The 23,607-nt window shown below is 38.2% G+C and carries 25 protein-coding genes; 16 read left to right on the top strand and 9 right to left on the bottom strand.

Annotated elements, in window-relative coordinates; translation table 11 throughout:
• The first annotated feature begins 141 nt into the window (after positions 1–141).
• Genes SKM54_RS02230 through SKM54_RS02210 form a run of 5 tightly spaced genes read left to right on the top strand, consistent with a single transcriptional unit; the run spans position 142 to position 3,370 of the window.
• A complete protein-coding gene (locus SKM54_RS02230) occupies positions 142–960 on the top strand; it encodes an ABC transporter ATP-binding protein (RefSeq protein ID WP_321093798.1) in 819 nt (272 codons plus the stop codon).
• Complete coding sequence (gene mlaE / locus SKM54_RS02225; protein WP_321093796.1) at positions 957–1,736, top strand: lipid asymmetry maintenance ABC transporter permease subunit MlaE; 780 nt, start codon at positions 957–959, stop codon at positions 1,734–1,736. The genes SKM54_RS02230 and mlaE overlap by 4 nt, the downstream gene beginning before the upstream one ends.
• The gene (gene mlaD, locus SKM54_RS02220) at positions 1,736–2,416 is read left to right on the top strand and encodes an outer membrane lipid asymmetry maintenance protein MlaD (protein WP_321093794.1); all 681 of its coding nucleotides are present in this window, start codon (positions 1,736–1,738) and stop codon (positions 2,414–2,416) included. The genes mlaE and mlaD overlap by 1 nt, the downstream gene beginning before the upstream one ends.
• 20 nt (positions 2,417–2,436) lie before the next feature.
• Positions 2,437–3,066 (top strand): MlaC/ttg2D family ABC transporter substrate-binding protein, encoded by a 630-nt coding sequence (locus SKM54_RS02215; RefSeq protein ID WP_321093792.1) that lies wholly within the window; start codon positions 2,437–2,439, stop codon positions 3,064–3,066.
• Between the two features lie 13 nt (positions 3,067–3,079).
• On the top strand, positions 3,080–3,370 hold the full coding sequence (locus SKM54_RS02210; RefSeq protein ID WP_321088899.1) for an STAS domain-containing protein: 291 nt from the start codon (positions 3,080–3,082) through the stop codon (positions 3,368–3,370).
• Between the two features lie 112 nt (positions 3,371–3,482).
• On the opposite strand, the gene SKM54_RS02205 is transcribed toward SKM54_RS02210, so the two are convergent.
• The gene (locus SKM54_RS02205; protein WP_321087611.1) at positions 3,483–4,496 is read right to left on the bottom strand and encodes a CorA family divalent cation transporter; all 1,014 of its coding nucleotides are present in this window, start codon (positions 4,494–4,496) and stop codon (positions 3,483–3,485) included.
• 152 nt (positions 4,497–4,648) lie between these two features.
• On the opposite strand from SKM54_RS02205, the gene SKM54_RS02200 reads away from it, so the two are divergent.
• Together SKM54_RS02200 and SKM54_RS02195 are read left to right on the top strand one after the other, a co-directional pair.
• The gene (locus SKM54_RS02200; RefSeq protein WP_154771842.1) at positions 4,649–5,248 is read left to right on the top strand and encodes an LOG family protein; all 600 of its coding nucleotides are present in this window, start codon (positions 4,649–4,651) and stop codon (positions 5,246–5,248) included.
• Entirely contained in the window at positions 5,245–5,649 is a 405-nt protein-coding gene (locus tag SKM54_RS02195; RefSeq protein ID WP_321093789.1) for an NUDIX hydrolase, read from the top strand. The genes SKM54_RS02200 and SKM54_RS02195 overlap by 4 nt, the downstream gene beginning before the upstream one ends.
• Positions 5,650–5,699: 50 nt before the next feature.
• Here SKM54_RS02195 and SKM54_RS02190 read toward each other — a convergent pair whose 3' ends face one another.
• Together SKM54_RS02190 and recG are read right to left on the bottom strand one after the other, a co-directional pair.
• Complete coding sequence (locus SKM54_RS02190; RefSeq protein ID WP_321093787.1) at positions 5,700–6,329, bottom strand: ComF family protein; 630 nt, start codon at positions 6,327–6,329, stop codon at positions 5,700–5,702.
• Positions 6,322–8,367 (bottom strand): ATP-dependent DNA helicase RecG, encoded by a 2,046-nt coding sequence (gene recG, locus SKM54_RS02185; protein WP_321093784.1) that lies wholly within the window; start codon positions 8,365–8,367, stop codon positions 6,322–6,324. The genes SKM54_RS02190 and recG overlap by 8 nt, the downstream gene beginning before the upstream one ends.
• Positions 8,368–8,400: 33 nt before the next feature.
• Between recG and SKM54_RS02180 the strand changes: the two genes are divergently transcribed.
• Positions 8,401–9,168, top strand: a complete 768-nt coding sequence (locus SKM54_RS02180) for an NAD(P)H-binding protein (RefSeq protein ID WP_321093782.1) — start codon at positions 8,401–8,403, stop codon at positions 9,166–9,168.
• A gap of 49 nt (positions 9,169–9,217) precedes the next feature.
• On the opposite strand, the gene plsB is transcribed toward SKM54_RS02180, so the two are convergent.
• Positions 9,218–11,788 carry a glycerol-3-phosphate 1-O-acyltransferase PlsB gene (gene plsB / locus SKM54_RS02175; protein WP_321087616.1) on the bottom strand — a complete coding sequence of 857 codons (2,571 nt, stop codon included), beginning with the start codon at positions 11,786–11,788 and terminating at the stop codon, positions 9,218–9,220.
• Positions 11,789–12,074: 286 nt separating this feature from the next.
• Between plsB and SKM54_RS02170 the strand changes: the two genes are divergently transcribed.
• Together SKM54_RS02170 and SKM54_RS02165 are read left to right on the top strand one after the other, a co-directional pair.
• Positions 12,075–12,947: an acyl-CoA thioesterase gene (locus tag SKM54_RS02170; RefSeq protein WP_154771848.1), complete on the top strand. Its 873-nt coding sequence runs from the start codon at positions 12,075–12,077 to the stop codon at positions 12,945–12,947.
• A gap of 152 nt (positions 12,948–13,099) precedes the next feature.
• Entirely contained in the window at positions 13,100–14,335 is a 1,236-nt protein-coding gene (locus tag SKM54_RS02165) for a dicarboxylate/amino acid:cation symporter (protein ID WP_321088895.1), read from the top strand.
• Positions 14,336–14,411: 76 nt separating this feature from the next.
• Here the strand turns inward: SKM54_RS02165 and yihA are convergent, their stop codons facing one another.
• The 5 genes from yihA to SKM54_RS02140 form a co-directional block, all read right to left on the bottom strand.
• Complete coding sequence (gene yihA / locus SKM54_RS02160) at positions 14,412–15,299, bottom strand: ribosome biogenesis GTP-binding protein YihA/YsxC (protein ID WP_154771850.1); 888 nt, start codon at positions 15,297–15,299, stop codon at positions 14,412–14,414.
• Positions 15,300–15,402: 103 nt separating this feature from the next.
• Complete coding sequence (locus SKM54_RS02155) at positions 15,403–15,846, bottom strand: RrF2 family transcriptional regulator (RefSeq protein ID WP_321093780.1); 444 nt, start codon at positions 15,844–15,846, stop codon at positions 15,403–15,405.
• A 100-nt stretch (positions 15,847–15,946) separates the two neighbouring features.
• Entirely contained in the window at positions 15,947–16,705 is a 759-nt protein-coding gene (locus SKM54_RS02150; protein WP_321093775.1) for a globin domain-containing protein, read from the bottom strand.
• Positions 16,706–16,850: 145 nt separating this feature from the next.
• Positions 16,851–18,434 (bottom strand): helicase HerA-like domain-containing protein, encoded by a 1,584-nt coding sequence (locus tag SKM54_RS02145; RefSeq protein WP_321093771.1) that lies wholly within the window; start codon positions 18,432–18,434, stop codon positions 16,851–16,853.
• A 23-nt stretch (positions 18,435–18,457) separates the two neighbouring features.
• Positions 18,458–19,651, bottom strand: coding sequence for a PLP-dependent transferase (locus SKM54_RS02140; protein ID WP_321093767.1), 1,194 nt, complete (start codon positions 19,649–19,651; stop codon positions 18,458–18,460).
• Positions 19,652–19,814: 163 nt separating this feature from the next.
• Here SKM54_RS02140 and SKM54_RS02135 point away from each other — a divergent pair, with 163 nt between their 5' ends.
• The 6 genes from SKM54_RS02135 to rplB all read left to right on the top strand — a co-directional run bounded on the left by SKM54_RS02135 (position 19,815) and on the right by rplB (position 23,598).
• Positions 19,815–20,552, top strand: coding sequence for a type 1 glutamine amidotransferase (locus tag SKM54_RS02135; RefSeq protein WP_321093764.1), 738 nt, complete (start codon positions 19,815–19,817; stop codon positions 20,550–20,552).
• Between the two features lie 266 nt (positions 20,553–20,818).
• On the top strand, positions 20,819–21,130 hold the full coding sequence (gene rpsJ, locus SKM54_RS02130) for a 30S ribosomal protein S10 (protein WP_000070912.1): 312 nt from the start codon (positions 20,819–20,821) through the stop codon (positions 21,128–21,130).
• A gap of 62 nt (positions 21,131–21,192) precedes the next feature.
• Positions 21,193–21,831, top strand: a complete 639-nt coding sequence (rplC, locus tag SKM54_RS02125; RefSeq protein WP_154771855.1) for a 50S ribosomal protein L3 — start codon at positions 21,193–21,195, stop codon at positions 21,829–21,831.
• Between the two features lie 11 nt (positions 21,832–21,842).
• A complete protein-coding gene (gene rplD, locus SKM54_RS02120; protein ID WP_321087622.1) occupies positions 21,843–22,445 on the top strand; it encodes a 50S ribosomal protein L4 in 603 nt (200 codons plus the stop codon).
• Complete coding sequence (gene rplW, locus SKM54_RS02115; RefSeq protein ID WP_154771857.1) at positions 22,442–22,762, top strand: 50S ribosomal protein L23; 321 nt, start codon at positions 22,442–22,444, stop codon at positions 22,760–22,762. Before rplD ends, rplW begins: the two co-directional genes overlap by 4 nt.
• 11 nt (positions 22,763–22,773) lie before the next feature.
• Positions 22,774–23,598, top strand: a complete 825-nt coding sequence (rplB, locus tag SKM54_RS02110) for a 50S ribosomal protein L2 (protein ID WP_154771858.1) — start codon at positions 22,774–22,776, stop codon at positions 23,596–23,598.
• Positions 23,599–23,607 lie beyond the last annotated feature (9 nt).

The raw sequence follows: 23,607 nt of genomic DNA, 5'->3' as shown, positions 1-23,607 counted from the left end.
TACATGTCGTAAATTAAATTATTAAAAATAATACTTAGAAAAAAAGATTAACTCGATCTTAAAACATTCAGAGGTAACAATTTTATCTCTAATCATTTATATTATACGCGCTGAAAATACTTATTCGGGACAAGCTCGGCTATGAATAATCAAGAATCCCTAGAAGCTCATTCGCTTATTCAAGTTAAGAATTTGAGCTTTAAACGCGGGGAGCGTGTTATCTACGATAATATTGATATGAATATTCGTCGTGGCCAAATTACCGCAATTATGGGGCCTTCGGGTACAGGTAAAACAACATTATTACGCCTAATAGGTGGTCAGCTTACGCCAGATTCTGGTGAAATATTATTAGATAACAAGAATATTGCAGATATGTCTCGTTCAGAGTTATTTGCTGCACGTGCTCGTATGGGTATGCTTTTCCAAAGTGGCGCGCTTTTTACAGATATGACAGTTTATGAAAATGTCGCTTTTCCAATACGTGCGCATACAAAATTATCTGAGCATTTAATTGCTGAACTTGTTGCTTTAAAGCTTGAATCTGTAGGCTTAAGAGGCGCAGAGCAACTGATGCCATCTGAATTATCTGGTGGTATGAATAGACGTGTTGCTTTGGCGCGTGCAATTGCGCTTGACCCTGAATTAATTATGTACGATGAGCCATTTGCAGGACAAGATCCAATTGTAATGGGCGTGCTTACTCGTTTAATTCGTTCACTACGTGAAGCTTTAGATTTAACAACAATTATTGTGTCGCATGATGTAGCCGAAACTTTATCTATTGCAGATTACATTTATGTTGTAGCTGAAGGGAAGGTGCAGGGTGAGGGTACACCTGCGGAATTAAAAGCACATTCATCTCCTTTTGTTCAGCAATTTTTGACAGGTTCTATTGATGGTCCTGTCGATTATCAGTTTAGTCATCAAGCATATTTAAGCAATGAGGTTGGTTCATGAATGCTATTGCCTTATTAGGTAGACGCGTTATTGAGCGTATTCGCGGAATTGGCGTTGCTACGCTTATGCTGTTGCAGATTTTAACATCATTACCTACATGGCAAGGTGTCAAGCTTTTCATCTACCAAATGTACCGTGTTGGTGTGATGTCGTTGCTTATTATTGTTGTATCTGGCTTGTTTATTGGTGCTGTTTTAGGCTTGCAGATGTACAGCATTTTAGTGACTTTTGGTAGTGAAGCAATGTTGGGTACAGCAGTTGCTTTAACATTACTAAGAGAGCTGGCTCCTGTTGTTGCTGCTTTATTATTTGCAGGTCGTGCAGGTTCTGCACTAACTGCTGAAATTGGCTTAATGAAAGCGACAGAACAACTCTCAAGCATGGAAATGATAGGTGTCGACCCACTTAAACGTGTGATTTCACCGCGTTTATGGGCAGGTATTTTTAGTTTACCAATGCTCTCAGTCATTTTTGCTGCCGTAGGCATTATGGGCGGTAAAATGGTAGGGGTAGATTTCTTAGGTGCGGATGAAGGTTCTTATTGGAGTGGCATGGAAAGTAGTGTGCAATTCTATAAAGATGTCTTTAATGGCACAATTATTAAAAGTTTTGTTTTTGCATTAACTTGTACTTGGATTGCGGTTTATCAAGGTTATGCCTGTGAGCCAACATCTGAAGGTATTGCAACTTCAACAACGCGCACAGTGGTGTATTCATCTCTTTGTGTTTTAGGTTTTGATTTCGTGTTGACTGCGGTCATGTTCGGAGGTGTTTAATGAAATCACGTACTAGTGAGCTGGCAGTCGGCATATTTGTAATTCTTTTTGGTATTGCATTATTTTTCTTAGCAATGCGCGTGAGTGGTTTAGTTGGAACAAATATTAGTGACAGCTATGAAATGTCTGCAACATTTGACAATGTAAACGGTATTAAACCACGTGCAAAAGTAGCGTTAAGCGGTGTTAAAGTGGGGCAGGTAGATGAAATTACTCTAGATCCTGTAACACGTTTAGCAACTGTTCATATGACTTTGGATGGTACTTTAACGTCATTTAATGCAAAGCAATTAGAACAAGTTCAAAGTGAAGCATTAGAAGAGTTACGTTATAGCTCAGACTATGAAGCTGCTTCTAAAACAGAACAAAAAGAAATGGAAAAGCAACTTATTGCTAACATGAAATCCATCACTAATATTGATGAAGATGCTTATATTATGGTTGCAACAAACGGTCTTTTAGGTGAGAAATACCTGAAAATTGTACCAGGCGGCGGCTTGAGCTATTTAAAACGTGGTGATGAAATTTCTAACACTCAAAGCACAATGGAAATTGAAGATTTAATTTCTAAATTTGTAACGGGTGGAGCTGGTGAAAGTAAAGCTAAAGACAGTGGTGATGCAGGCGAGACTCAAACATCATCAGATACAGCCAGTGCTGAACCATCTTTTATTGAATAAATAATTTTGGAATATAGAAAATGAATACTTTATTAAAACAGACATTAACCGCTAGCATTCTTTCTACAATGATTGCGAGCACAGCTTTTGCTGCTCCGGCTGAAGCACCTCCTGCATTTGTTAAAAAAGTAGCAGATGGTTTAATTGCACGCTTAAAATCGGATAGTTCTAAGTTGCAGTCAAATCCTGCTTTAGTAAAAACGATTGTTCGTCAAAACTTAGATCCGTATATCGACTCACAAGCATTTACGCGTATTGTGATGGGAACTTATGCGACTAATCAATATAGCTCTGCCGCGCAGCGTGCTCAATTTGAAAAGAATTTTCGTGAAACTTTAATTGAAAATTATGGTTCTGCTTTTGCTAAATTCTCAAATCAAACGTATACATTGCGTCCTTATAAAGCGACTAACAGCAAGAATCCTGTTGTGACAATTGACTTTAATAATAAGGGTGAAAAAATTCCTGTATCTTTCCAGTTGGCAGATAAAGGGAATCAGTGGAAGGTACGTAATATCAATGTTTCTGGTATTGATTTGGGCTTACAGTTCCGTAATCAATTTGCTGCGACTGTAAAGCGTAATGGCGGTAATATTGATAAAGCAATTGCGAACTTTAAGCCAGATGCTGAAGCTGCTGTAAATAAATAATAGTAGGTGATCAGTGATTGAATTTAAAAATCAGCAGTTGGTCGTTTCGGGTAAAATTGATTACGACAATGCTGAAGAATATTATCAGGAAGGATTGGCAATTCTTCAGACCAAAATTGAATTACCAGCAGTTGTAGATTTATCTCAACTTGAGCATGGTAGTACTTTAGCTTTGGCTGTATTGGTGCGCTTGGTACGTCAAACACCTAATTCAAATGGGCTGAAGTTTAAGTCTGTGCCAGCTAAAATGATGAATATTATTCAAGCCTGTCATTTAGAAAGTGATTTGCAATTGCTAGATTAAGCAAAGTTTAAATCTAAAAAAGCACCGAAAGGTGCTTTTTTATTGTTGGGTATATTTTTGCTTGTTTACCTCTCCCTAACCCTCTCCTAGAAAGAGAGGGAAATTGAAATACTCAAATCCATTTTTTCCAGCGGAAGTAAATCATTGGGCCAACAAAGAAGGCTAACAAAATTGCACTCACAACAATAAAACTTGTTGTGCCATGGGCAAAGGGTAAGACTTCTGTATTCATGCCATAAACACTTGCAACAAGCATAGGTGGAGCAAGCATACTTGGTAAAATAGAGAATCGACGAATCGTGTCATTCTGTTCAGTATTGATGAATCCAGATGTTGTATCAAGTAAGAATCGAACTTTTTGGAATAAGAAAGCATCGTGTTCTACAAGTGAACGAACATCTTCACTTAACTCACGAATGTCAGCATCATAAATATGACTACCTAAAGCACGAGGACGAGCTAAAAAGGTGAGTACACGACGTAAATCGATTAAGCATAGTTGCGCTTTTCCAAGCGTATCTTCTAACTGTGCAAGGCGTGTAATCATGTCATCTAAATCTAGCATTTGTTCACGATGACGGTTATTTAGAACTTCTGTTGAGTACTTTTCTAAGTCTTTGTGGATATCTTCCAAAATATCCGCAAGTTCATCGAGCTTTGCTTCTAATAAACCTAAAAGTACCCAAGTTGGGTCTTTATAATCTATTTCGTAATCATTGCGTCGTGCACGAGCACGGAAGGCGCGAAAAGCCACAAGCTTTTCGCCACGTAAGGTAAATAAGCGATCTTTATGTAAAATGAATGCAACGGTTTGAACAGTTGAAAGAATGCTTGAATTCTCTTCAGGTTCGCCATCAAGTTGGAAGTTTTTATTTTTCGTTAAAAAGTACGTACTAATATGTAAAATACCGTCATCATCACGGTAGAATCGAGCTGAAGATGAAATGTCTTCTAATGATTTTAAAGTTGGTAGGTTTTGGTCATAAGCATCTAACACCCATTGTTGTTCTTCTTGGGAAGGTGCAATAAGGTCAATCCAAACCAAATCTTGATGTAAATCGAAGCCACCATTAATGGTTGCATCTTCTAAACTACCGCGCTCGGTAGGGTGAAAGGCTTCAAGCATTCGTCTTTTCTCCTTTGCGCAGTATCCATATTTGTAATGCGTGTATTTTAGACAAGGTTTTAATGAAAAGCACGATCCATATCATTATTTTAGTTAAAAAAAGTACTTGAACGTAATAGTAGTGTATCTAAACACAATAACATGGTGAAAAAATGACAAATTCTATTGCTGTATTTTGTGGCTCTGCATTTGGTACAGATGAAATCTTTAATCAAACTGCACAAGATGTTGGTCGAGCAATAGCAGAGCAAGGCAAAACACTGGTTTACGGTGGCGGTAAATCTGGCTTAATGGGTGTTGTTGCAGATAGTGCTTTACAAGCAGGTGGGCGCGTTATTGGCGTGATTCCAGAAGTACTTGTAAATAAAGAGTTGGCGCATCCTCATTTAACCGAATTACATGTTGTAAAAGATATGCATGAGCGCAAGACAAAAATGTCTGAATTATCTGATGCATTTATTGCAATGCCAGGTGGTGTTGGAACGTTAGAAGAAATTTTTGAACAATGGACTTGGGCGCAATTGGGTATTCACTTAAAGCCTTGTGCATTTTTAAATGTAGATGGTTTCTATGATGAGTTAATTAAGTTTATTGAGGTAACAACCCAAAAGGGTTTCACGCATGAGCGATTTACCAATACTTTAATTTCGTCATCTTCTATTCAAGATGTTTTAAGTCAGTTTGAAAAATTTGTTGCACCTGAACCGAAATGGGGAATGGTTGAACGTTCAACAGTAGTGGAAAATACATGAAATTAATAACAGTTGCTGCGGCAATTATTTTAAATGAACAACAGCAACTACTCGTGGTACGTAAAAAGAACACCGCTTTTTTTATGCAAGTGGGTGGAAAGTTAGAACCAAATGAATTGCCTGAGGCAACAATGCTTCGTGAAATTCAGGAAGAAATAGGTTGTGAGGCGCAGATTGAGCAATTTGTTGGTCGTTTTGAAACGCTTGCAGCAAATGAGCCTGATTATCAACTTGTCAGCTATGTTTATTATGTTGAATTGAATCAAATACCACACATTGATGCTGAAATTGCAGAAATGAAATGGATTGATTTAGATGATGCGGAAACTCAACTTGCACCTTTAACGAGAGAAGTTGCTATTCCTTGGGTAAAAAAGTATTTAGCTGAAGCTGTGGTGTGATTTTGACAATAAAAAAGGAAAGACTGGTTCTTTCCTTTTTTATTGCGTTTTTAATTGTCTGCGTAGGCAAGGCAGGTTGTATATATTTTTTGGCAACCTAATTCTTCTAATTTAAGTTTCAAAGCGTGAATAGAACTTCCTGTTGTCACAACATCATCCAAAATAAGTACACGACGATATTTGATTTTTGATAGTTCATTGATTTTAAATTGGGTATCAATATTTTCAAGGCGTTCTAAGCGGTTTAAGCCTTTTTGTGAATGTTGATTTGAGCGTGATATAGGTTGCCAAACAGGAATATTTAAATCTTTCGCTAATATTTGTGCCAATACCAAGGCTTGGTTGAAACCACGCTCTACTAAGCGTTCATTTGAAATTGGCATAGGCACAATGGCTTGTACTTTAGGAATACGAACTTCTTTTAAAACGCCAGCCAATAACGTTTGATAATGAAGCTGTTGTTCATATTTAAACTTTTGAATAATTCGATCTATAGGATAGGCATAGTGACAAGCGACAGAAATATCCATTTCTTGGCGTTGTATATTTTGTTTATACCAAGGCAAATTATTCCAGCAATCTTGGCAAATAGAATGCATTGCTTGAGCATCTACACCGCAAAGTTGGCAAGTGCTTAATGTGCTTAATTGTGAAGTAGCACTTTTAATTAAATTAAACATAAGCGTACCTTGGTGCTTCAGGTAGCCAGCGTTTTAATAAAGCATCGGTATGAGTAGGGTAGTCTTTTAAAATTTGTTGTGCGACATAATGTGCCTGACTTAGAAGATGATCATCACGTTCTAATTTAGCCACACGAAAGCCCATATCACCTGTTTGTTTTGTTCCTAAGAGTTCACCAGGACCACGAATTTCTAAGTCTTTTTCCGCAATTAAAAAGCCATCATTGGTTTCACGCATAATGCGTAAGCGTTCTTGCCCATTTTGAGAAAGTGGGTTTTTATAAAGTAAGGCGCAGAAACTTGCCTTTGCACCACGACCAACTCGACCACGTAATTGGTGTAATTGTGAAAGTCCTAAACGCTCCGCATTTTCAATGACCATAATGGAAGCGTTTGGAACATCGACACCCACTTCAATCACAGTGGTGGCAATAAGAAGCTGTAATTCATTATCTTTGAATTGTTGCATTACAGATTGCTTTTCGTCTGCTTTCATTTTGCCGTGAACTAAGCCAACTTTTAAATGTGGGAAACGCTCACGAATTTCTTGATAAGTTGCTTCGGCAGCTTGTGCATCTAAAGTTTCAGATTGCTCGACAAGGGTACAGACCCAATAAGCTTGTTTGTCTTCGGCACAATTGGTCGCAATTCTATTTAATACTTCTTCACGTCTATCTAGCGGAATAGTCACGGTTTGAATTGGTGTTCTACCAGGTGGCAGTTCATCAATGACTGAAGTATCCAAGTCACCATAAGCAGACATAGCTAGAGTACGAGGAATAGGGGTAGCAGTCATCACCAATTGATGTGGTGTCATACCATCTAAGCCTTTATTACGTAAAGCTAGACGTTGATCTACACCAAAGCGATGTTGTTCATCAATAATGACTAAGCCAAGCTTGGCAAATTCAACATTTTCCTGAAATAGAGCATGTGTTCCAACAATTAAATGAGCTGAACCATCTTTAATAATTTGCTCTGCTGCTGCGCGAGCTTTGCCTTTTTGTTTGCCTGAAAGCCAAGATACAGATAAGCCTAAAGGCTCAAACCATTTCTTGAAATTTAAGTAATGTTGTTCTGCTAAAATTTCTGTAGGTGCCATTAAAGCAACTTGCCAGCCTTCTTCTAAAGCATGACAAGCAGCTACACCTGCAACCAATGTTTTGCCTGCACCTACATCACCCTGAACTAAGCGAAGCATAGGCTTACTAAGTTTTAAATCATCGGCAATTTCTTTAGAAACACGCTTTTGTGCACCTGTCATTTCAAAGGGTAAAGTCGCTAATAATGCTTTTGCGTACTTTTGACTGGGCGAAAATGATGGCGCTTCAATTTGCTGAATATAGGCACGTCGCGTAAGTAAGCTAACTTGATGTGCGACCAGCTCTTCAAAAATTAAACGCTGTTGTGCAGGGTGAGCACCTTGCGCCAGCTGAATCATATTGGCATCTACAGGTGGATGGTGAATATAATCCAAAGCTTCTTTTAAGGCATATCCATTGGTGAATTTTTTAGGAAGTAGCTCAGGTAAATCATCGCTGTGTTGTCGTAATGCTTGCTTTACATATTCACGAAGTTTAGCTTGTGTTAGTCCTTCAGTGCTTGGATAAATAGCAGTTAATTGTGTTTGAGGTAAAGGTGTATGCTCTGAAATGAGCTGAATCTCAGGATGATAAAGCTCTAAACCCCGAGCACCAACACGAACCTCCCCAAATATTCTTAAACGATTGCCGACTTTTGCCCGATCTGTAATACCTTTATAAACATGATAAAAACGCAAAGTGACTTTACCAAAATCATCATCAAGCAACACCGCCATAGACTTGCGTTTGCCCGGTGGGAAATCGACACCTTTGACAATTCCTTCAAGTAAATAACTTCTACCCACGACCAATTGGTTCATAGGAATGATCGTGCTACGATCTTCATAGTCACGTGGAAGATGAAACAGCAAATCATCTGTGTTAAAGATATTTAGCTTTTCTAGTAAAGCAGCAGAGGCATTTCCTACGCCTTGCAATTGGTGGACTGCGGCCATGTCCCCTCAACTTAGTCTGTGATTTGGTGCTAAATGCATATTTTATTTATAGGTTATGGTAAAACATCTCAGCGCGTTGCTAAACAACTATTTGCGCTCGATCATCAAATTACCACAATTAGTTCAAGTCCGAAAACAGATGAATATGCAACGCATCTTATTCAAGATATTCATCATCTTAATTTAAGCCAAATTAAACCTGTAGATTGTGTTTATATTTTACTGTCTCCGACACAAAGCAATGTAGATGGATACAGGGAAACTTATTTGAATTCTGCATATTCAATTATTCAGGCTTTAATAGATCATCCTGTAAAGCGTGTAATTGTGGTGTCTTCTACGCGGGTGTATGGTGAAAATGCAGGGGAGCGAGTGGATGATGAAACTTCAATTTTTCCTAAAGATGAACAAGGGCAAATTTTGGCAGAAATGGAGCAGGTTTATTTAAAAGCTTATTCTGAAAGATGCACTGTTATTCGCCCTACAGGTATTTATGATGGTTTATCTGAACGCATGATTCGCCTTGCAGAAAACACAAAAACGTATCCTAATATTCATTGGTCTAACCGTATTCATATAGATGATTTATCTTGTTTCTTAGCGCATCTGCTTCACGTGGAACATCCTAAGAAAAGTTATATTGTGACCGATAATTTACCTGAACCTTTACATGAAAAGATTTTAAAAATTCAAAAGGAAAAGGGTTTTCCTGAGTTGGTTTTGGAAAGTCAGAATGAAACTGGAAAGCGAATTTTTGCAATGCGAATGAATGAAACAGGATTTAAACTTATTCAGCATTAAGCTTTGCATAGATATAAAAAAGCCTCTCAATTGAGAGGCTTTTCTTTGCTTATTTCTTTTTACGCTTTTGGCGTTTTTTAGCTTGTTGGGCAGCTAAGGCATCTAAAGCTTCTTTCAATTCTTCATCGGTAAATGAAGTAATGTGATGAAGCATTTGCAATTTATCTTCATCTAAAACAAGGTTGGCGTACTGAGTAATATTTTGGAATGGTGCATCAAATACTATCGAATTATCTTCATTTGTACTGATGTAACCTTTTTGCGTGAGCATTTTAATGAAGCTTTGGAAAAGTGCTTTATCAAAAAATTCAGGAGAATTAAACTCATAAAGTACAGATAAACGCTGACCCACTAAATGACTGAGTTCTTCAACTTGGCGCATTGAAATATTGCCTGAGCCGCGCTGAGTAATGAGTGAAAGCGTAATGTAGTAACGCTCAAGGCTTTGCATGACAGGTGTTGCAAGCACTACAAGCTGATTATGATCTTCAGTATTTGGTGCCGGTGCAACTAAATTGCCTTCAGCATCTTTAGAGATGAGTTTTGCATTCAATAAAGCATTAATATACGCTTCAGTTGGTGCTTGAATATCATCTTCATTCCACTTTAAGAACAATTCTGCTTTTAAGAATGGATATAAAGTTTTAATAACATTGCATAAATCTTTTGGAGCAATTGAACCATTGTGGTTTACAAGTGCAGCAATTAAAGATGGTAAAACAAAGGCATGTAAGATGTTATTGCGGAAGTAAGTAAGAAGAACTGCTTGACCTTCTTCAATCGCAATAATATCACCTAAAACATGGTTCACGCGTTTAATCAGTTTAAGCTTTAAACCATAAGCAATAATTTCTTTGCCAGATAATGGCGTTACTTGAATGCGTTCATCATAAGGTAAAGATGCAAGCAAATTACGGTAAGTATCAATTTGCTTCACGCAAATTTCTTCATCTAACGTATGTTTTGGTGTTGCAAGAAGAATAAGTGAAAGCAATGAAACAGGGTTAATAACTGCGGCACGGTTAATGTTTTCCAAAATTGCATTTGCAGAGCTATTTACTGCTTGTGATACTTCTTCAGGAATTGCATCATCATTTTTAGCGACAGTTACATTTTCTGCATTATGCTGTTTCAGCATGTCGTCTAAGAAAACTGGCTCACCAAAGTTCACATGAACTTTACCAAAGACTTTTTCAATTTTACGTAGGGTTTTAATAATACCCATAATTGATTCAGACTCTTTCGCCTTACCATTCATTTCGCCTACATAAGTTGAACCTTCCATTAAGCGTTCATAACCAATATAAGTTGGAATAAATACGATAGGCTTAGAGCGACCACGTAAATGACTATGAACAGTCATAGCAAGCATGCCCGTTTTAGGCGGTAAAATACGACCTGTACGCGAACGACCACCTTCAATGAAGTATTCAAGCGGTGTATTGCGTGACAAAATGCTATATAAGTATTCTTTAAATACCGTGGTGTATAAACCACTTCCGCGGAATGAGCGACGAATAAAGAATGCACCACCACCACGTAAAATTTGCCCTACAAAAGGCATATTTAAGTTATCGCCTGCGGCAATATACGGCACCATCAAACCACGTTGATAAATCACATAAGACAATAATAAATAGTCGATATGGCTACGATGACATGGCGTATAAATAATCTCGTAGTCTTTGGCTAATTCACGAACCGTACTAAAGTTGTGAACATCTACACCATCATAAAGTTGTGTCCATAAGCGTGTAAGCGCCATAGAGGCAAAACGCACAGTCGAGTGTGAATAGTCCGAAACAATTTCGTTCACGCAACCTACAGCACGGCGCTCTGCTTCAAGCAAACTAATTTTGCTACGAATGCTCTCGCGACGAATTGCATCTTGAACATCGGGAGATTTAATAAGCGAATGCATGACATTGCGTCGGTCAGACAAATCTGGCCCTAAAACAATTTCACGTTGATTATCTAGGTAATTATTTAAGGTATTTAAAATATATGTTGCAGGCGAAATATTTGGATGTGTTTCTTTCGCAAATTCAATAAGCTGACGTAAAGATTGTGGCTCATGGAATTCTAGGTAAGACTGACGTCCATGCATGCCAATATTTATAAGCTGCTTCACTGTACCAGGTGTAGACCATGTATCGGTCATTAAAACCTTAAGCAATGAATTTTCTTTATCTGGCGCACGTCCCCAAAGTAGGGTAACAGGCACAAGATCTACATCGGCATCTGGGTGTTTTTCTAGTAATTCAACCAAGCTAAGTAAGCGTGGCGGAAGCTTATGTGCAGATGGATTTAAAATATTATTTTCATCTGAATGTTGTAAGAAAAGAACAGATACTTTTTCTTTATGGTCTTTAATCGTAAGTGGGTCTAATGCAGGTGCTAATTTTAAACGACGTGTTTCACCATCAACCACCAATGCATTGCTGCGAGAATGATTTTGTAAAACATAACAAACCACTTTAGGTTTGTTTAGCCCATCACCTTGTTTTTCTGCAGTTTGAGATGCTACAGGAATTTCGCCAAGAACTTGAGGTGTTACCACGAGGTCAAGCAGCTTGCTAGAAAGCTTGCGATAAATTTGACCGAAGCCACTCTTGGACATAAGAACTCCTACTTAAAAGACCGTTACTACAGAGATGTTGCGAGATATTATTTTGAGCAATTGTAATTCAACACAATATGCTATTTTCTAACAATATTCGTAAGTGCGGGTAATTTTACAGTTAAAGAGCATACTTTTAGAAGCTATATTCAAAAAATCATATGACAAACGAGTCAGTAAAACTTTATTGCTTTGGTTGGTTTTATGGCAAAATAGCCTTCTTTTTAGTTGTAATACACAATTAAAGCCTTATTTCATAGTGATCGAATCGATATAGGTTGCCCCCATGAATGCATTAACTCAGGAATTGGTTGATTTACTTAGCCTTGAAAAACTTGAAGAAAATATCTTCCGTGGACAAAGTCGGAACTTGGTGGGTAAGCGTGTTTTTGGTGGACAGGTTTTGGGTCAAGCATTACGTGCAGCTTCATACACAACAGATCGACCTGCGCATTCATTACATGCATATTTCTTATTTGGTGGTGATGTAAATGCGCCAATTATTTATGAAGTAGATCGTATTCGAGATGGGCGTAGTTTTATTAGCCGTCAGGTACGTGCAATTCAGCATGGTAAAACTATTTTTATGTGCATGGTTTCATTTGCAGAGCAAGAGGAAGGTTTAAATTATCAAACAGCCGAGCCTGATTATCCTGCACCTGAAAACTTAAAAAATGAAGCTGAACTAAAACAGCAGATGGTTGAATTTGTACCTGAAAATGTACGTGCAAGTTTCATGCGTGATCGTCATGTTGAGCTTCGTCCTGTGATGCCAATTAATCCATTTGCGCCACAACCTGAAGCACCAAACTATGCACATTACATTCGTACGCACGATAAAATTGCTGCGGAAGTTGATGAAATTTCATTGCATCAAGCAATTGCTGCGTTCTATTCAGATTTCACTTTAATGACGACAGCGCTTCGCCCACATGGCTTAAGTTATCTTTCACCAAGTTTGCAATGTGCAAGCATTGATCATGCAATGTATTTCCATAAACCATTCCGTGCAGATGAATTCATGCTTTACGATATGGATGCAACAATTAGCGCAAGTTCACGTGGTTTGAATTTTGGTAGAATGTGGCAAAACGGTCAATTGGTGTGTAGTACAACACAAGAAGGCTTAATTCGCTTACGAGAAATTGAATCTCAATAATTTAAAATTGAAACTAAAAAGCCGAATGATGATTCGGCTTTTTTTATGGAATATACCTAATATTGGTATAACCTTATGACAAAATAACGCTCGATAATAAAAAATATGCATGGCATATTGTCAGCTAAATTAATTCAAAAAAGCATTCTAGGATGAGCTTAAATTCACAAATTCTAATTGCAGCCATAGTGGGTGTGATTTTTGGTTTTATTCTAAACCTATTTCCAAACACTCAATTTTTTGATGCAAGTATTTACGGGCTAAGTATTGTCAGTAGTGTCTTTATTGGCTTGCTGAAAATGCTGTTAATTCCTTTAATTTTCAGCTCTATTGTTGTTGGTGTTTCTAATTTACAAGCGACAGGACAACTCAGTCGAACTTGGAAAATCACTTTAATGTGTTGTGTAACCACAACAACATTGGCGCTTATTTTAGGTTTGGCTTGTGCGCACTTATTTAATGTAGGTAAAGGCGTAGACATTGTCATGTTCCAAGATGCAATGAACTCGCATCAAACACCTGACACATTAACGCCAACATCTTTTTTCACGAACTTTATTCAAAATACCTTAATTAATCCATTTAAAGCGTTTGCAGAAGGTAATGTTTTAGCCGTTGTGGTTTTTGCATTATTTGTTGGTGTAGCTTTGGTTAAAGGCGGAGAAAACTTCCGAACAGTACGTAAGCTGAGTCATCAGTTTTTTGACATTATGATGTTGATGATTGGCTGGGTAATGAAGCTCGCACCATTTGGTATTTTGGCATTATTGGCAAAGCTTATAGCAACAGAAGATATTACAGTTTTAAGTCGTTTAGCTGAATTTGCCGCAGTGGTAACAGGAACAACAATTTTCCATGGGGTAGTGGTGTTGCCACTTCTTTTATGGATTTTTGGCAAGATGAATCCGTTAACCTTTTTTAAGGGAACACGTGCAGCTTTAATTACCGCATTTGCAACAAGCTCAAGTTCTGCAACTATGCCACTTTCAATGAAATGCGCGCAGGAAAATTTAGGCGTACGTCCACAAACGGCAGGTTTTGTGATTCCTTTAGGAACGCAATTAAATATGGATGGAACTGCGCTTTATGAAGCAGCAGCAGCCTTATTTATTGCAAACTTAATGGGCTTAGATTTAACCATTGGTCAGCAACTTATTGTTTGTGCAACAGCGATGATTGCATCACTTGGTGCACCGGGTATTCCAAGTGCGGGCATGGTTACCATGATTATGGTTTTACAATCTGTTGGTTTACCTGCAGAAGCGATTGCAATTTTATTACCTATTGATCGCTTGCTAGATACGGTTCGAACAGTTGTAAATGTTCAGGGTGATATGATGATTAGTGTTGTGGTAGACCGTCATACTAAAGAAGAAAATACAGCTTAGTATTTGATTTTGAACTAAGGTTTGAGAAATAAAAAAGGTCGGATATTCCGACCTTTTTTATTTGCTTGAAAAAAGATTAATCTTCTTTTTTTGCAGCATCTACTTTAGCAACTGTTTCATCTTCAACATCAAGTTGATCTTCAAATTCGGCATCATCATAAATGCCTTCTTCCATTTCAAATTCACCTTCTTCAAAATCATTTTCAGAAGCTTCTGGAATACTGTCTAAATCAAACGAACTTGCTTGTTCAAGTGTAAAGTTCAAACGACCTGCCATGACGCTAGCAAGTTCTTCTAAACCTTGTTTGTTCATTGAAGAGAAAAGTTGAATTGAGAAGTTTAACTTCATCTTTTTCAACTGTGCCTGAACTTCTTGCAATACTTTAGAAGCAGGACCACGGTTTAGTTTGTCAGACTTCGTTAAAAGTACATGAACAAATAATTTACGTGAATAAGCCCATTCCAACATCATAATGTCGAAATGTTGTAATGGATGGCGAATATCCATGAGTAAAACCAAGCCTTGTAAGCTTTGGCGATGAATCAGGTAATTTTCTAACTCTTTTTGCCAAACAATTTTCATTGCTTCAGGTACAGCAGCATAGCCATAACCAGGTAAATCAACTAAGCGTTGGTCTGGATTTCCTAAGCTAAAAAAGTTGATCATTTGTGTACGACCAGGTTTTTTAGATGCGCGAGCTAATTGCTTTTGGTTGGTTAAAGCATTAATTGCACTCGATTTACCCGCATTTGAACGACCTGCAAATGCAACTTCATAACCTGTATCTTCAACACAAAGATTAAGCTTAGGCGCACTCATTAAGAATTCAGCTTTTCGTAACCAATTTAATGAGCGAACAGAGTACTCAGTAATGGCAGAATCAACTTTTTTCACATAGCTGATCTTTTGCTTAGGCGCATTTGCTATCTTACTGTTTTTAGACTTTCCTCTGCTGTGGTGCATAGCTTAACTTCAATCAATAATCTACAAACGACCATTATAAAGGAAGTCGAACATTCAAGCGACCTTTGTGAATTTTAAAGCGCAGGAAATTTGCCAAAGAGTTTTATAAATGAATAAGAGGAATGGCAGACAAGGTTGAATATTTAGCTTGAGGTGATGTATTGAGAACATCATTAAGAGTGTATTGATTTAAGCTGATATAGAACTGTTCAAGTGCTTGATCTAAAATGCCTTTTAAACCACATTTGCTACGTAAAACGCAGGGCGGGGTATTACATTCAACAATTTGATGATCACCTTGTAAAATTCTAATAATTTCACCAAGTTGTGAATTTAATGCTTGAGGATTTAATCGAATTCCACCACCTTTACCGCGCGTGGTAATAATCCAATCATGTTGTCCCATAAAATGAACAATTTTAACTAAATGATTTTTAGAAACATGTAAATCTTCCGCAATTTCGGCAATCGTATACGGCATATCTCTCGGTTGAGCGATATACAATAAAATACGCAGTGCATAATCGGTAAATTTGTTTAGTTGCATGTGTCTATAAAAATATTGGGAACCTTTCTAGTGTAGCGTGAAAGTCCCTCTAAAGGAACTTTCAACACAGAATCATCTATTTAGAACAAAGTAATATTGCTTATAGCGGAGCAGTTACTTGTACTGTGTCGCCAACGTTGTAGCTTTCTAACAAGATGTTCGCAACAGAGAATTCAGTACCATTTTCTTCAGCTTTAACTGCAAATTTAAATTCGCTATTTGCTTGAGCATCTGCAAACTTAAACTGTTGAGGTTGTTGAAGTTCATGATTTGGAACTTTAACTTTTACTGAAATGTATTGACCTGCTTCAGCACTTACAACATCGTTGCCATCGGTTGCTTTAATTGTAAATGTTTTACCATTTTCATTACTTTCAATTGCTATAATGTTGAATGCGCGCCAGCCACTCCATCCACCTTGTTTTGCAGCAAGGTTATCGAACTTTTGTTTTTCAGCATTAATTAAAATTTCAGCAAGTTGAAGATATGCTTCTTTCCATGCAGCAATTAAATCCGAATCCATTGGCACGTCTAAAACTTCACTAATTGAATGAAGCAAGTTTTCACCCACAATTGAATATTGATCTGGCTGAATGTCTAAGCTTACGTGCTTAGTTGCAATGTGTTCAATTGCTTTAGCTAATACGCTTGGATTTTCAATATTCTCAGCATAAGCCAAAACAGCAGCGGCAAGAGCGCGTGGCTGACGACCTGTACTTTGATGATCGAGGTTAAATGTATTCTTAAGTTCAGGATTATTGTTCAACATACGGTTGTAGAAATAGCTTGTAAGTGCAACACCATTCTCACGAAGTACAGGAACAGTAGATTTAACGAGTTCAATATATTGCGGGTTCATAGTTCAGCTTCTAGTGAGTTATAAGATATATTTAAAATACATCTTATAAAATGTATTTACAATACATCTGAATGAAATAACCATAAAAAAAATATGGGATATGTAAAATATCCCATAAAAATATTAACTTAGTTAAATGTGAAAATTATTTCTTTCCGAATAAGGAACCAAGCAATCCACGTACAATTTTTTGCCCTGTAGATCCGCCTAAGCTACGCGCAGCACTTTTTGCAAAAGTTCCAACAGTATCTTGAATGATTTTTTCACGTTGCTTTGCGGCACGTTCAGCCTCTTTTTGCTGTTCTTTGGCGATGCGTTCTTGCTCCTTGGCTTGTTGTTTCGCAAAAGCTTCGGCTTCTTTCATTTGCTGTTTTTCTAAAGCTTCTCTTTCTTTTGCCGCAATTTTTTCTTGTTCTGCTTGGGCTGCCTGTTGTTGCATTTCTGCGACTTTGTTTTGTAGGCGTTCAAATGCACTTTCACGATCAATTTCTTGTTCATAAATGCCAGCAACAACACTTTGGCTGATTAAATTTTTACGTTCATCTGTGCTAATTGGGCTAAAAGAGGAGTGTGGTGGCATAATCCAAGCACGTTCCACCATTTGTGGAATCCCTTTTTCATCTAAACAACTTACCAGTGCTTCACCAACACCAAGTTCTGTAATCGCTTTATCTACTTTAAATTCAGGATTGGCACGGAAAGTATCGGCAGCAGTTTTAACGGCTTTTTGATCTTTAGGTGTGAATGCACGTAATGCATGTTGAATACGATTACCTAATTGACCTAAAACGCTCTCGGGTAAGTCGAGTGGGTTTTGCGTTACAAAGTAAATGCCTACGCCTTTAGAGCGAATCAAGCGCACAACTTGTTCAATTTTTTCTTGTAAGGCTTGGCTTGCGTTATCAAAAAGTAAATGTGCTTCATCGAAGAAGAAAACAAGTTTTGGCTTGTCCATATCGCCAACTTCAGGAAGTTGTTCGAACAATTCGGAAAGCATCCAAAGTAGGAATGTTGCATAAAGTTTTGGTGTGTTCATTAATCTATCGGCAGCCAATAAGTTAATATTTCCTCGTCCTTGGCTATCTGTTTGAATGAAATCTAAAATATTTAAGCTCGGCTCACCAAAGAATTTATCACCGCCCTGATCTGCTAAAGAAAGTAAATTGCGTTGAATTGCCCCTAAGCTTGCAGGAGATAAATTGCCATATTCTGCTTGATAACTTGCTGCATTTTCACTGACATGGCTAATCATTGCTTTCAAATCTTTAAAATCTAAAAGAAGTAAACCTTGATCATCTGCAATTCTAAAAACAGCCGAAAGCACACCTTCTTGTGTGTCATTCAAATTTAGCATGCGTGCAAGTAATAAAGGACCAATTTCCGAAACGGTAGTTCGAATAGGATGTCCTTGCTCACCAAATAAATCCCAAAAAACTACAGGGGATGCTGCAAAATCGACTGATTCAATATTTAAGGTTTTTAAGCGCTCATCAAATTTAGCATTACTTTCGCCCGCTTTAGCAAGGCTTGAAACATCACCTTTTGCATCGGCTAAAAATACAGGTACACCCAGACGTGAAAAGCTTTCTGCAAGTACCTTTAAGGTCACAGTTTTACCTGTACCTGTAGCGCCTGCAATTAAGCCGTGTCTATTGGCAAATTGAGAATGTAAAACAACATCTTGCGTTGTGTCAGATGTCTTTTTCGCAACAACAATTGGTGTACCCATATTTATTCCTATTTCATTGTAATTTATGACTTATTTAAGGTTTTAATTGCGTTTTCTATATCTTGTATTAAATCTTCAGGATGTTCTAGCCCTATGCAGAAACGAACCAGTAAACCTTCTTTTAAATGAGTATGTTCTAAAGTTCGCATCTCATTCAAGTTATATAGCATTACAAGGCTAATTGGACCACCCCAACTGAATCCTAATTTAAATAAAGTGAGCGCATCACAGAATTTTCGCACATCTTCTAAAGTATATTTAGGATCTAAAATAATGCTGACTAAGCCTGCGCTATGACCTTCTTTACATACATCTTTCCAGTATTGATGTCCTGCAGAAGCTTCATCATGAGGATGTAAAACTTGTATAAATTCTTTTTGCTGTTTTAGCCAATCTAAAAGTTTTATAGCACTTTTAGATTGATGCTCATAACGGAGTTGCATTGAAGATAAACTACGTTGAATTTGAGCAACATCATCACCTGAAATACTAATACCGTGAATTGCATGCATACGGAAGAGTTGATGATGTAACTTTTGATTACGTGTAACGATTGAGCCCATTAAAATATCACCGCCACCACTAGGATATTTTGTGAGTGCATGAACAGTAACATCGACACTTAAATGTTCATCGCTAAAGTCGAAGGCATTAAAGGCTAAACCTGCGCCCCAAGTATTGTCTAAAGCGGTAAGAATATTGTGTTGTTGTGCTTTTTTCGCAAGATTAACTAAGTCTGGGAATTCTAAAGTCACAGAACCTGCTGCTTCTAACCATAAAAGTTTGGCTTTTTCTGTTGGTTGAAAAGATGAAGCATCTATTGGGTTATAAACTTTGACTGAAATACCATAACGAGACGATAAGTTTTGTAAATGTTCCATGTTTGGACCATAAATATTATCTGCAACCCAAACTTCATCACCTTGAGATAAAAAACATGAGTTCACTAGGTTAATGGCAGATAACCCACTTGGTGCAAGTAGTGAATATTTTCCGCCTTCTATTTGGGCAATATTATCGCCAAGCGTAAATGTTGTAGGTGTTCCGTGCGTGCCATAACTATAGTCATAATCATCTGTCCAATGGCGGTTAAACAAAGCATCGGTGTTATCAAAAATAATAGTAGATGCACGATATAGGGGAGGTTGAATTGTATTTATGAGTTGAGGGGCTTGTCTTGGTGCATGAATAAGTTGTGTTTGTTGATTCTTTTTCACAAGTAAATCTCTTGGTATGTATTTAATGCATCTAGATTAAGAGAAATTTAGCGTTTTATGCTACAGAATTACGCAATTCTGTTAAAAACAGACAAATGAGTAAAAGTTGGCTTCGTTCTTGCAAAATTAAATAAATAGAGCAACAACAATTAGGATTTAGCGCATGAAGTCGCATTTAAAAGTACATTATTTTCAGCATATTGCTGGCGAAGGTTTTGGAAGTTGTTATGAATACTTAAAACAGCTCAATGCACAAATAACAGCAACAGAATTTTTTGCCTTACCTTTGGATCGTCCGTTAGATATTGAGGCATTACCTACAGTAGAGGAGGTTGATCTATTGATTATTATGGGGGGGACAATGAGCGTAAATGATGAGGCTAATTTTCCTTGGCTAACTGTAGAAAAAAGATGGCTAAGAAGATATCTCTCACTCGGTAAACCTGCTCTAGGCTTATGTTTGGGTGGTCAACTTATTGCGAATGCTTTAGGTGCGGGGGTTAGTCGAAATTCAGAGCAAGAGCTTGGTTGGAGTGTTGTAAATAAAGTTAAAAATGTACCCGTTGGGTGTTTTGAATTACCACCGACAGTAAATGTTATGCAGTGGCATAGTGAAACTTTTGAAATTCCAAAGGGCGCAATACATTTAGCAGAAAATGATGCATGTCGAAACCAGATGTACCAAATAGGAAAAAATGTACTTGGTTTTCAATTTCACCCAGAAATTACACCAGAAACTTTGTCTTTATTCTTAAAAGATGAAAATGAATTATCAAAGTTTGCGGGACAATATGTTCAGACAGAGTTAAGTTTGAGAAAAACGCCAAAGGAAAAATTTCAAGAAGGGAATAAGTTGTTAAAAGAAGCAATAGAATATGTATTAAGAAGATCAGCGTATTAGAGAAACGTTTACAAAATAAACAGACAGCAAGCTTGAATAAAGCAGATAAAAGGTAAAATAGATTTGCTTATGCAATAAACAATAGTTATAATGAGCGACCCTTTATTGAAAGGGGTTAGCTACAAATAAGTTAGCTAACATCGTGACAGTCATGGCATCGATCATGACCTTAGTGATTTTCACTGCCTTTGACACTTGCCTTACATTTGTGGGGGGAGATGCGTCAAGGGTGATTCTTTATATATTTTGGCTTGGAGTTAACTGGTATGTCTAACCAGAGAATTCGTATCCGTCTTAAGTCTTTTGATCACCGTTTAATTGATCAATCAGCTCAAGAAATCGTAGAAACAGCAAAACGTACTGGTGCACAAGTTTGTGGTCCAATTCCAATGCCTACACGCATTGAACGTTTTAACGTTTTAACATCACCACACGTAAACAAAGATGCGCGTGACCAGTACGAAATTCGTACTTACAAGCGTCTGATCGACATCGTTCAACCTACAGACAAAACTGTAGATGCGTTGATGAAGTTAGATCTTGCAGCTGGTGTTGATGTTCAGATCGCATTGGGTTAAGGCTTTCGGGTTAATTAACGTTCTATAAGTTAATTAGGCCGCTTTTTTAGAGGTTTATGCACATGGCTATTGGTTTAGTCGGTCGCAAGTGCGGTATGACACGTATCTTTACAGATGCTGGTGTTTCTGTACCTGTAACAGTGATTGAGGTTGATCCTAACCGCATCACACAAATCAAAACGCTTGAAACTGATGGTTATCAAGCGATTCAAATCACTACTGGTGAACGTCGCGAATCTCGCGTAACTAACGCTCAGAAAGGTCACTTTGCGAAAGCTGGTGTTGCTGCTGGTCGTCTAGTTCAAGAATTCCGTGCTACAGAAGCTGATCTTGAAGGTCGTGAAGTTGGTGGTACGCTTACAGTTGAATTGTTCACAGTTGGTCAGATCGTTGACGTAACTGGTCAATCTAAAGGTAAGGGTTTCCAAGGTGGTGTTAAGCGTTGGAACTTCCGTACGCAAGATGCTACTCATGGTAACTCTGTATCTCACCGTGTTTTAGGTTCTACTGGTCAAAACCAGACACCTGGTCGCGTATTTAAAGGCAAAAAAATGGCTGGCCATTTAGGTGCTGAACGCGTAACTACACAGGGTCTTGAAATCGTTGCTATCGACGTTGAACGTTCAGTTCTTGTTGTTAAAGGTGCGGTTCCTGGTGCTACCGGTGGTGACGTAACTGTACGTCCTACGATCAAGGCCTGAGGGGAAATAACGTGAATTTAAATACTGTTTCCGGCTCTGCTGTTGAATTATCTGAAGTTGCTTTCGGTCGTGAATTTAACGAAGCACTTGTACACCAGGTTGTTACAGCTTACTTAGCTGGTGGTCGTCAAGGTTCGAAAGCTCAGAAATCACGTGGCGATGTATCTGGCGGTGGTAAAAAGCCATTCCGTCAAAAAGGTACTGGCCGTGCGCGTGCTGGTTCTATCCGTAGCCCAATCTGGGTTGGTGGTGGTAAAACTTTTGCTGCTCGTCCACAAGATTGGTCTCAAAAAGTTAACCGTAAAATGTACCGCGGTGCTATGCAATGCATCCTAGCTGAACTTGTTCGTCAAGATCGCTTGGTATTGGTTGAAGAGTTTGCTGTTGCAGCTCCGAAAACTAAAGAATTGCTTGCAAAACTTAACGACTTGAATGCTACTCGTGCATTAATCGTTACTGATGCTGTTGATGAAAACTTGTATCTTGCTGCTCGCAATATTCCACATGTAGATGTGGTTGATGCTACTGCAATTGATCCTGTTAGCTTGATTGCGTTCGATAAAGTTGTTATGTCTGTTGCTGCTGCTAAGAAAATTGAGGTAGAACTAGGATGAACAACGAACGTTTATATCAAGTCCTACAAGGACCTGTATTTTCAGAAAAAGCACAAGTTTTAGGTGAAACTGCTGGTGTTCAAGTTTTTAAAGTTGCTTTAGGCGCTAACAAACTTGAAATCAAAAAAGCAGTAGAGCAATTGTTTGGTGTGGAAGTTGTTAAAGTTAACACGACTATCACTAAAGGTAAGACTAAACGCTTTGGTAAAACATTAGGACGTCGTTCTGATGTTAAAAAAGCATACGTCACCCTGAAAGCTGGCCAAGATGTTGAAATGGCTGACTTGGGCGATACCGCTGAAAGCGCAGCGGAATAAGGACGAGAATTATGCCTATTCAAAAATGTAAGCCAACGTCACCAGGGCGCCGCTTTGTAGAGAAGGTTGTTCACAGCCATCTACATAAAGGTGCTCCTTACTCTCCGTTGGTTGAAGCTAAAAAACGTACTGGTGGTCGTAACAATAACGGTCACATTACGACTCGTCACGTTGGTGGCGGTCATAAACAGCACTACCGTCTTGTTGACTTTAAACGTAACAAAGATGGCATTCCTGCTGTAGTTGAACGTATTGAATACGATCCTAACCGTACTGCACACATTGCACTTGTATTGTATGCTGACGGTGAGCGTCGTTATATTATTGCACCTAAAGGCCTTCGCGCTGGTGATCAAGTACAATCTGGTAACGATGCTCCAATTCGTCCAGGTAACTGCTTACCACTTCGCAACATGCCAATCGGTTCTACTCTTCACAACATCGAGCTTAAAATCGGTAAGGGCGCACAATTAGTACGTTCTGCTGGTACATCTGCTCAGTTGTTGGGTCGTGACGGTTCTTACGCAATTATTCGTCTACGTTCAGGCGAAATGCGTAAAGTACACGTTGAATGTCGTGCGGTTCTTGGTGAAGTTTCTAACCAAGAAAGCAACTTACGTTCACTAGGTAAAGCTGGTGCATCACGCTGGCGTGGTGTTCGTCCTACCGTTCGTGGTATGGCGATGAACCCAGTTGACCATCCACATGGTGGTGGTGAAGGGCGTAACAAAGGTATTCAACCTGTAAGCCCATGGGGTCAAAAAGCTAAAGGGTACAAAACACGTACCAATAAGCGTACGACTAAGATGATCATTCGCGACCGTCGCGTTAAGTAACAAGTAAAG

Source organism: Acinetobacter faecalis (genome assembly GCF_034187745.1).
GTDB lineage: Bacteria > Pseudomonadota > Gammaproteobacteria > Pseudomonadales > Moraxellaceae > Acinetobacter > Acinetobacter faecalis.
The sequence above is the reverse complement of the archived record's forward strand: the minus strand, read 5'-3'. Positions and strand labels throughout refer to the sequence as shown.

Excerpts from the sequence above, each read along its gene's own strand:
- rpsJ (WP_000070912.1), top strand. The coding sequence starts at position 20,819 with ATGTCTAACCAGAGAATTCGTATCCGTCTTAAGTCTTTTGATCACCGT.
- SKM54_RS02180 (WP_321093782.1), top strand. The coding sequence starts at position 8,401 with ATGCATATTTTATTTATAGGTTATGGTAAAACATCTCAGCGCGTTGCT.
- SKM54_RS02230 (WP_321093798.1), top strand. The coding sequence starts at position 142 with ATGAATAATCAAGAATCCCTAGAAGCTCATTCGCTTATTCAAGTTAAG.
- yihA (WP_154771850.1), bottom strand. The coding sequence starts at position 15,299 with ATGCACCACAGCAGAGGAAAGTCTAAAAACAGTAAGATAGCAAATGCG.
- SKM54_RS02155 (WP_321093780.1), bottom strand. The coding sequence starts at position 15,846 with ATGCAACTAAACAAATTTACCGATTATGCACTGCGTATTTTATTGTAT.
- SKM54_RS02190 (WP_321093787.1), bottom strand. The coding sequence starts at position 6,329 with ATGTTTAATTTAATTAAAAGTGCTACTTCACAATTAAGCACATTAAGC.
- SKM54_RS02150 (WP_321093775.1), bottom strand. The coding sequence starts at position 16,705 with ATGAACCCGCAATATATTGAACTCGTTAAATCTACTGTTCCTGTACTT.
- plsB (WP_321087616.1), bottom strand. The coding sequence starts at position 11,788 with ATGTCCAAGAGTGGCTTCGGTCAAATTTATCGCAAGCTTTCTAGCAAG.
- rplW (WP_154771857.1), top strand. The coding sequence starts at position 22,442 with ATGAACAACGAACGTTTATATCAAGTCCTACAAGGACCTGTATTTTCA.
- SKM54_RS02165 (WP_321088895.1), top strand. The coding sequence starts at position 13,100 with ATGAGCTTAAATTCACAAATTCTAATTGCAGCCATAGTGGGTGTGATT.
- SKM54_RS02205 (WP_321087611.1), bottom strand. The coding sequence starts at position 4,496 with ATGCTTGAAGCCTTTCACCCTACCGAGCGCGGTAGTTTAGAAGATGCA.
- recG (WP_321093784.1), bottom strand. The coding sequence starts at position 8,367 with ATGGCCGCAGTCCACCAATTGCAAGGCGTAGGAAATGCCTCTGCTGCT.
- rplC (WP_154771855.1), top strand. The coding sequence starts at position 21,193 with ATGGCTATTGGTTTAGTCGGTCGCAAGTGCGGTATGACACGTATCTTT.
- mlaD (WP_321093794.1), top strand. The coding sequence starts at position 1,736 with ATGAAATCACGTACTAGTGAGCTGGCAGTCGGCATATTTGTAATTCTT.
- mlaE (WP_321093796.1), top strand. The coding sequence starts at position 957 with ATGAATGCTATTGCCTTATTAGGTAGACGCGTTATTGAGCGTATTCGC.
- SKM54_RS02195 (WP_321093789.1), top strand. The coding sequence starts at position 5,245 with ATGAAATTAATAACAGTTGCTGCGGCAATTATTTTAAATGAACAACAG.
- SKM54_RS02200 (WP_154771842.1), top strand. The coding sequence starts at position 4,649 with ATGACAAATTCTATTGCTGTATTTTGTGGCTCTGCATTTGGTACAGAT.
- SKM54_RS02215 (WP_321093792.1), top strand. The coding sequence starts at position 2,437 with ATGAATACTTTATTAAAACAGACATTAACCGCTAGCATTCTTTCTACA.
- rplB (WP_154771858.1), top strand. The coding sequence starts at position 22,774 with ATGCCTATTCAAAAATGTAAGCCAACGTCACCAGGGCGCCGCTTTGTA.
- SKM54_RS02145 (WP_321093771.1), bottom strand. The coding sequence starts at position 18,434 with ATGGGTACACCAATTGTTGTTGCGAAAAAGACATCTGACACAACGCAA.
- SKM54_RS02170 (WP_154771848.1), top strand. The coding sequence starts at position 12,075 with ATGAATGCATTAACTCAGGAATTGGTTGATTTACTTAGCCTTGAAAAA.
- SKM54_RS02135 (WP_321093764.1), top strand. The coding sequence starts at position 19,815 with ATGAAGTCGCATTTAAAAGTACATTATTTTCAGCATATTGCTGGCGAA.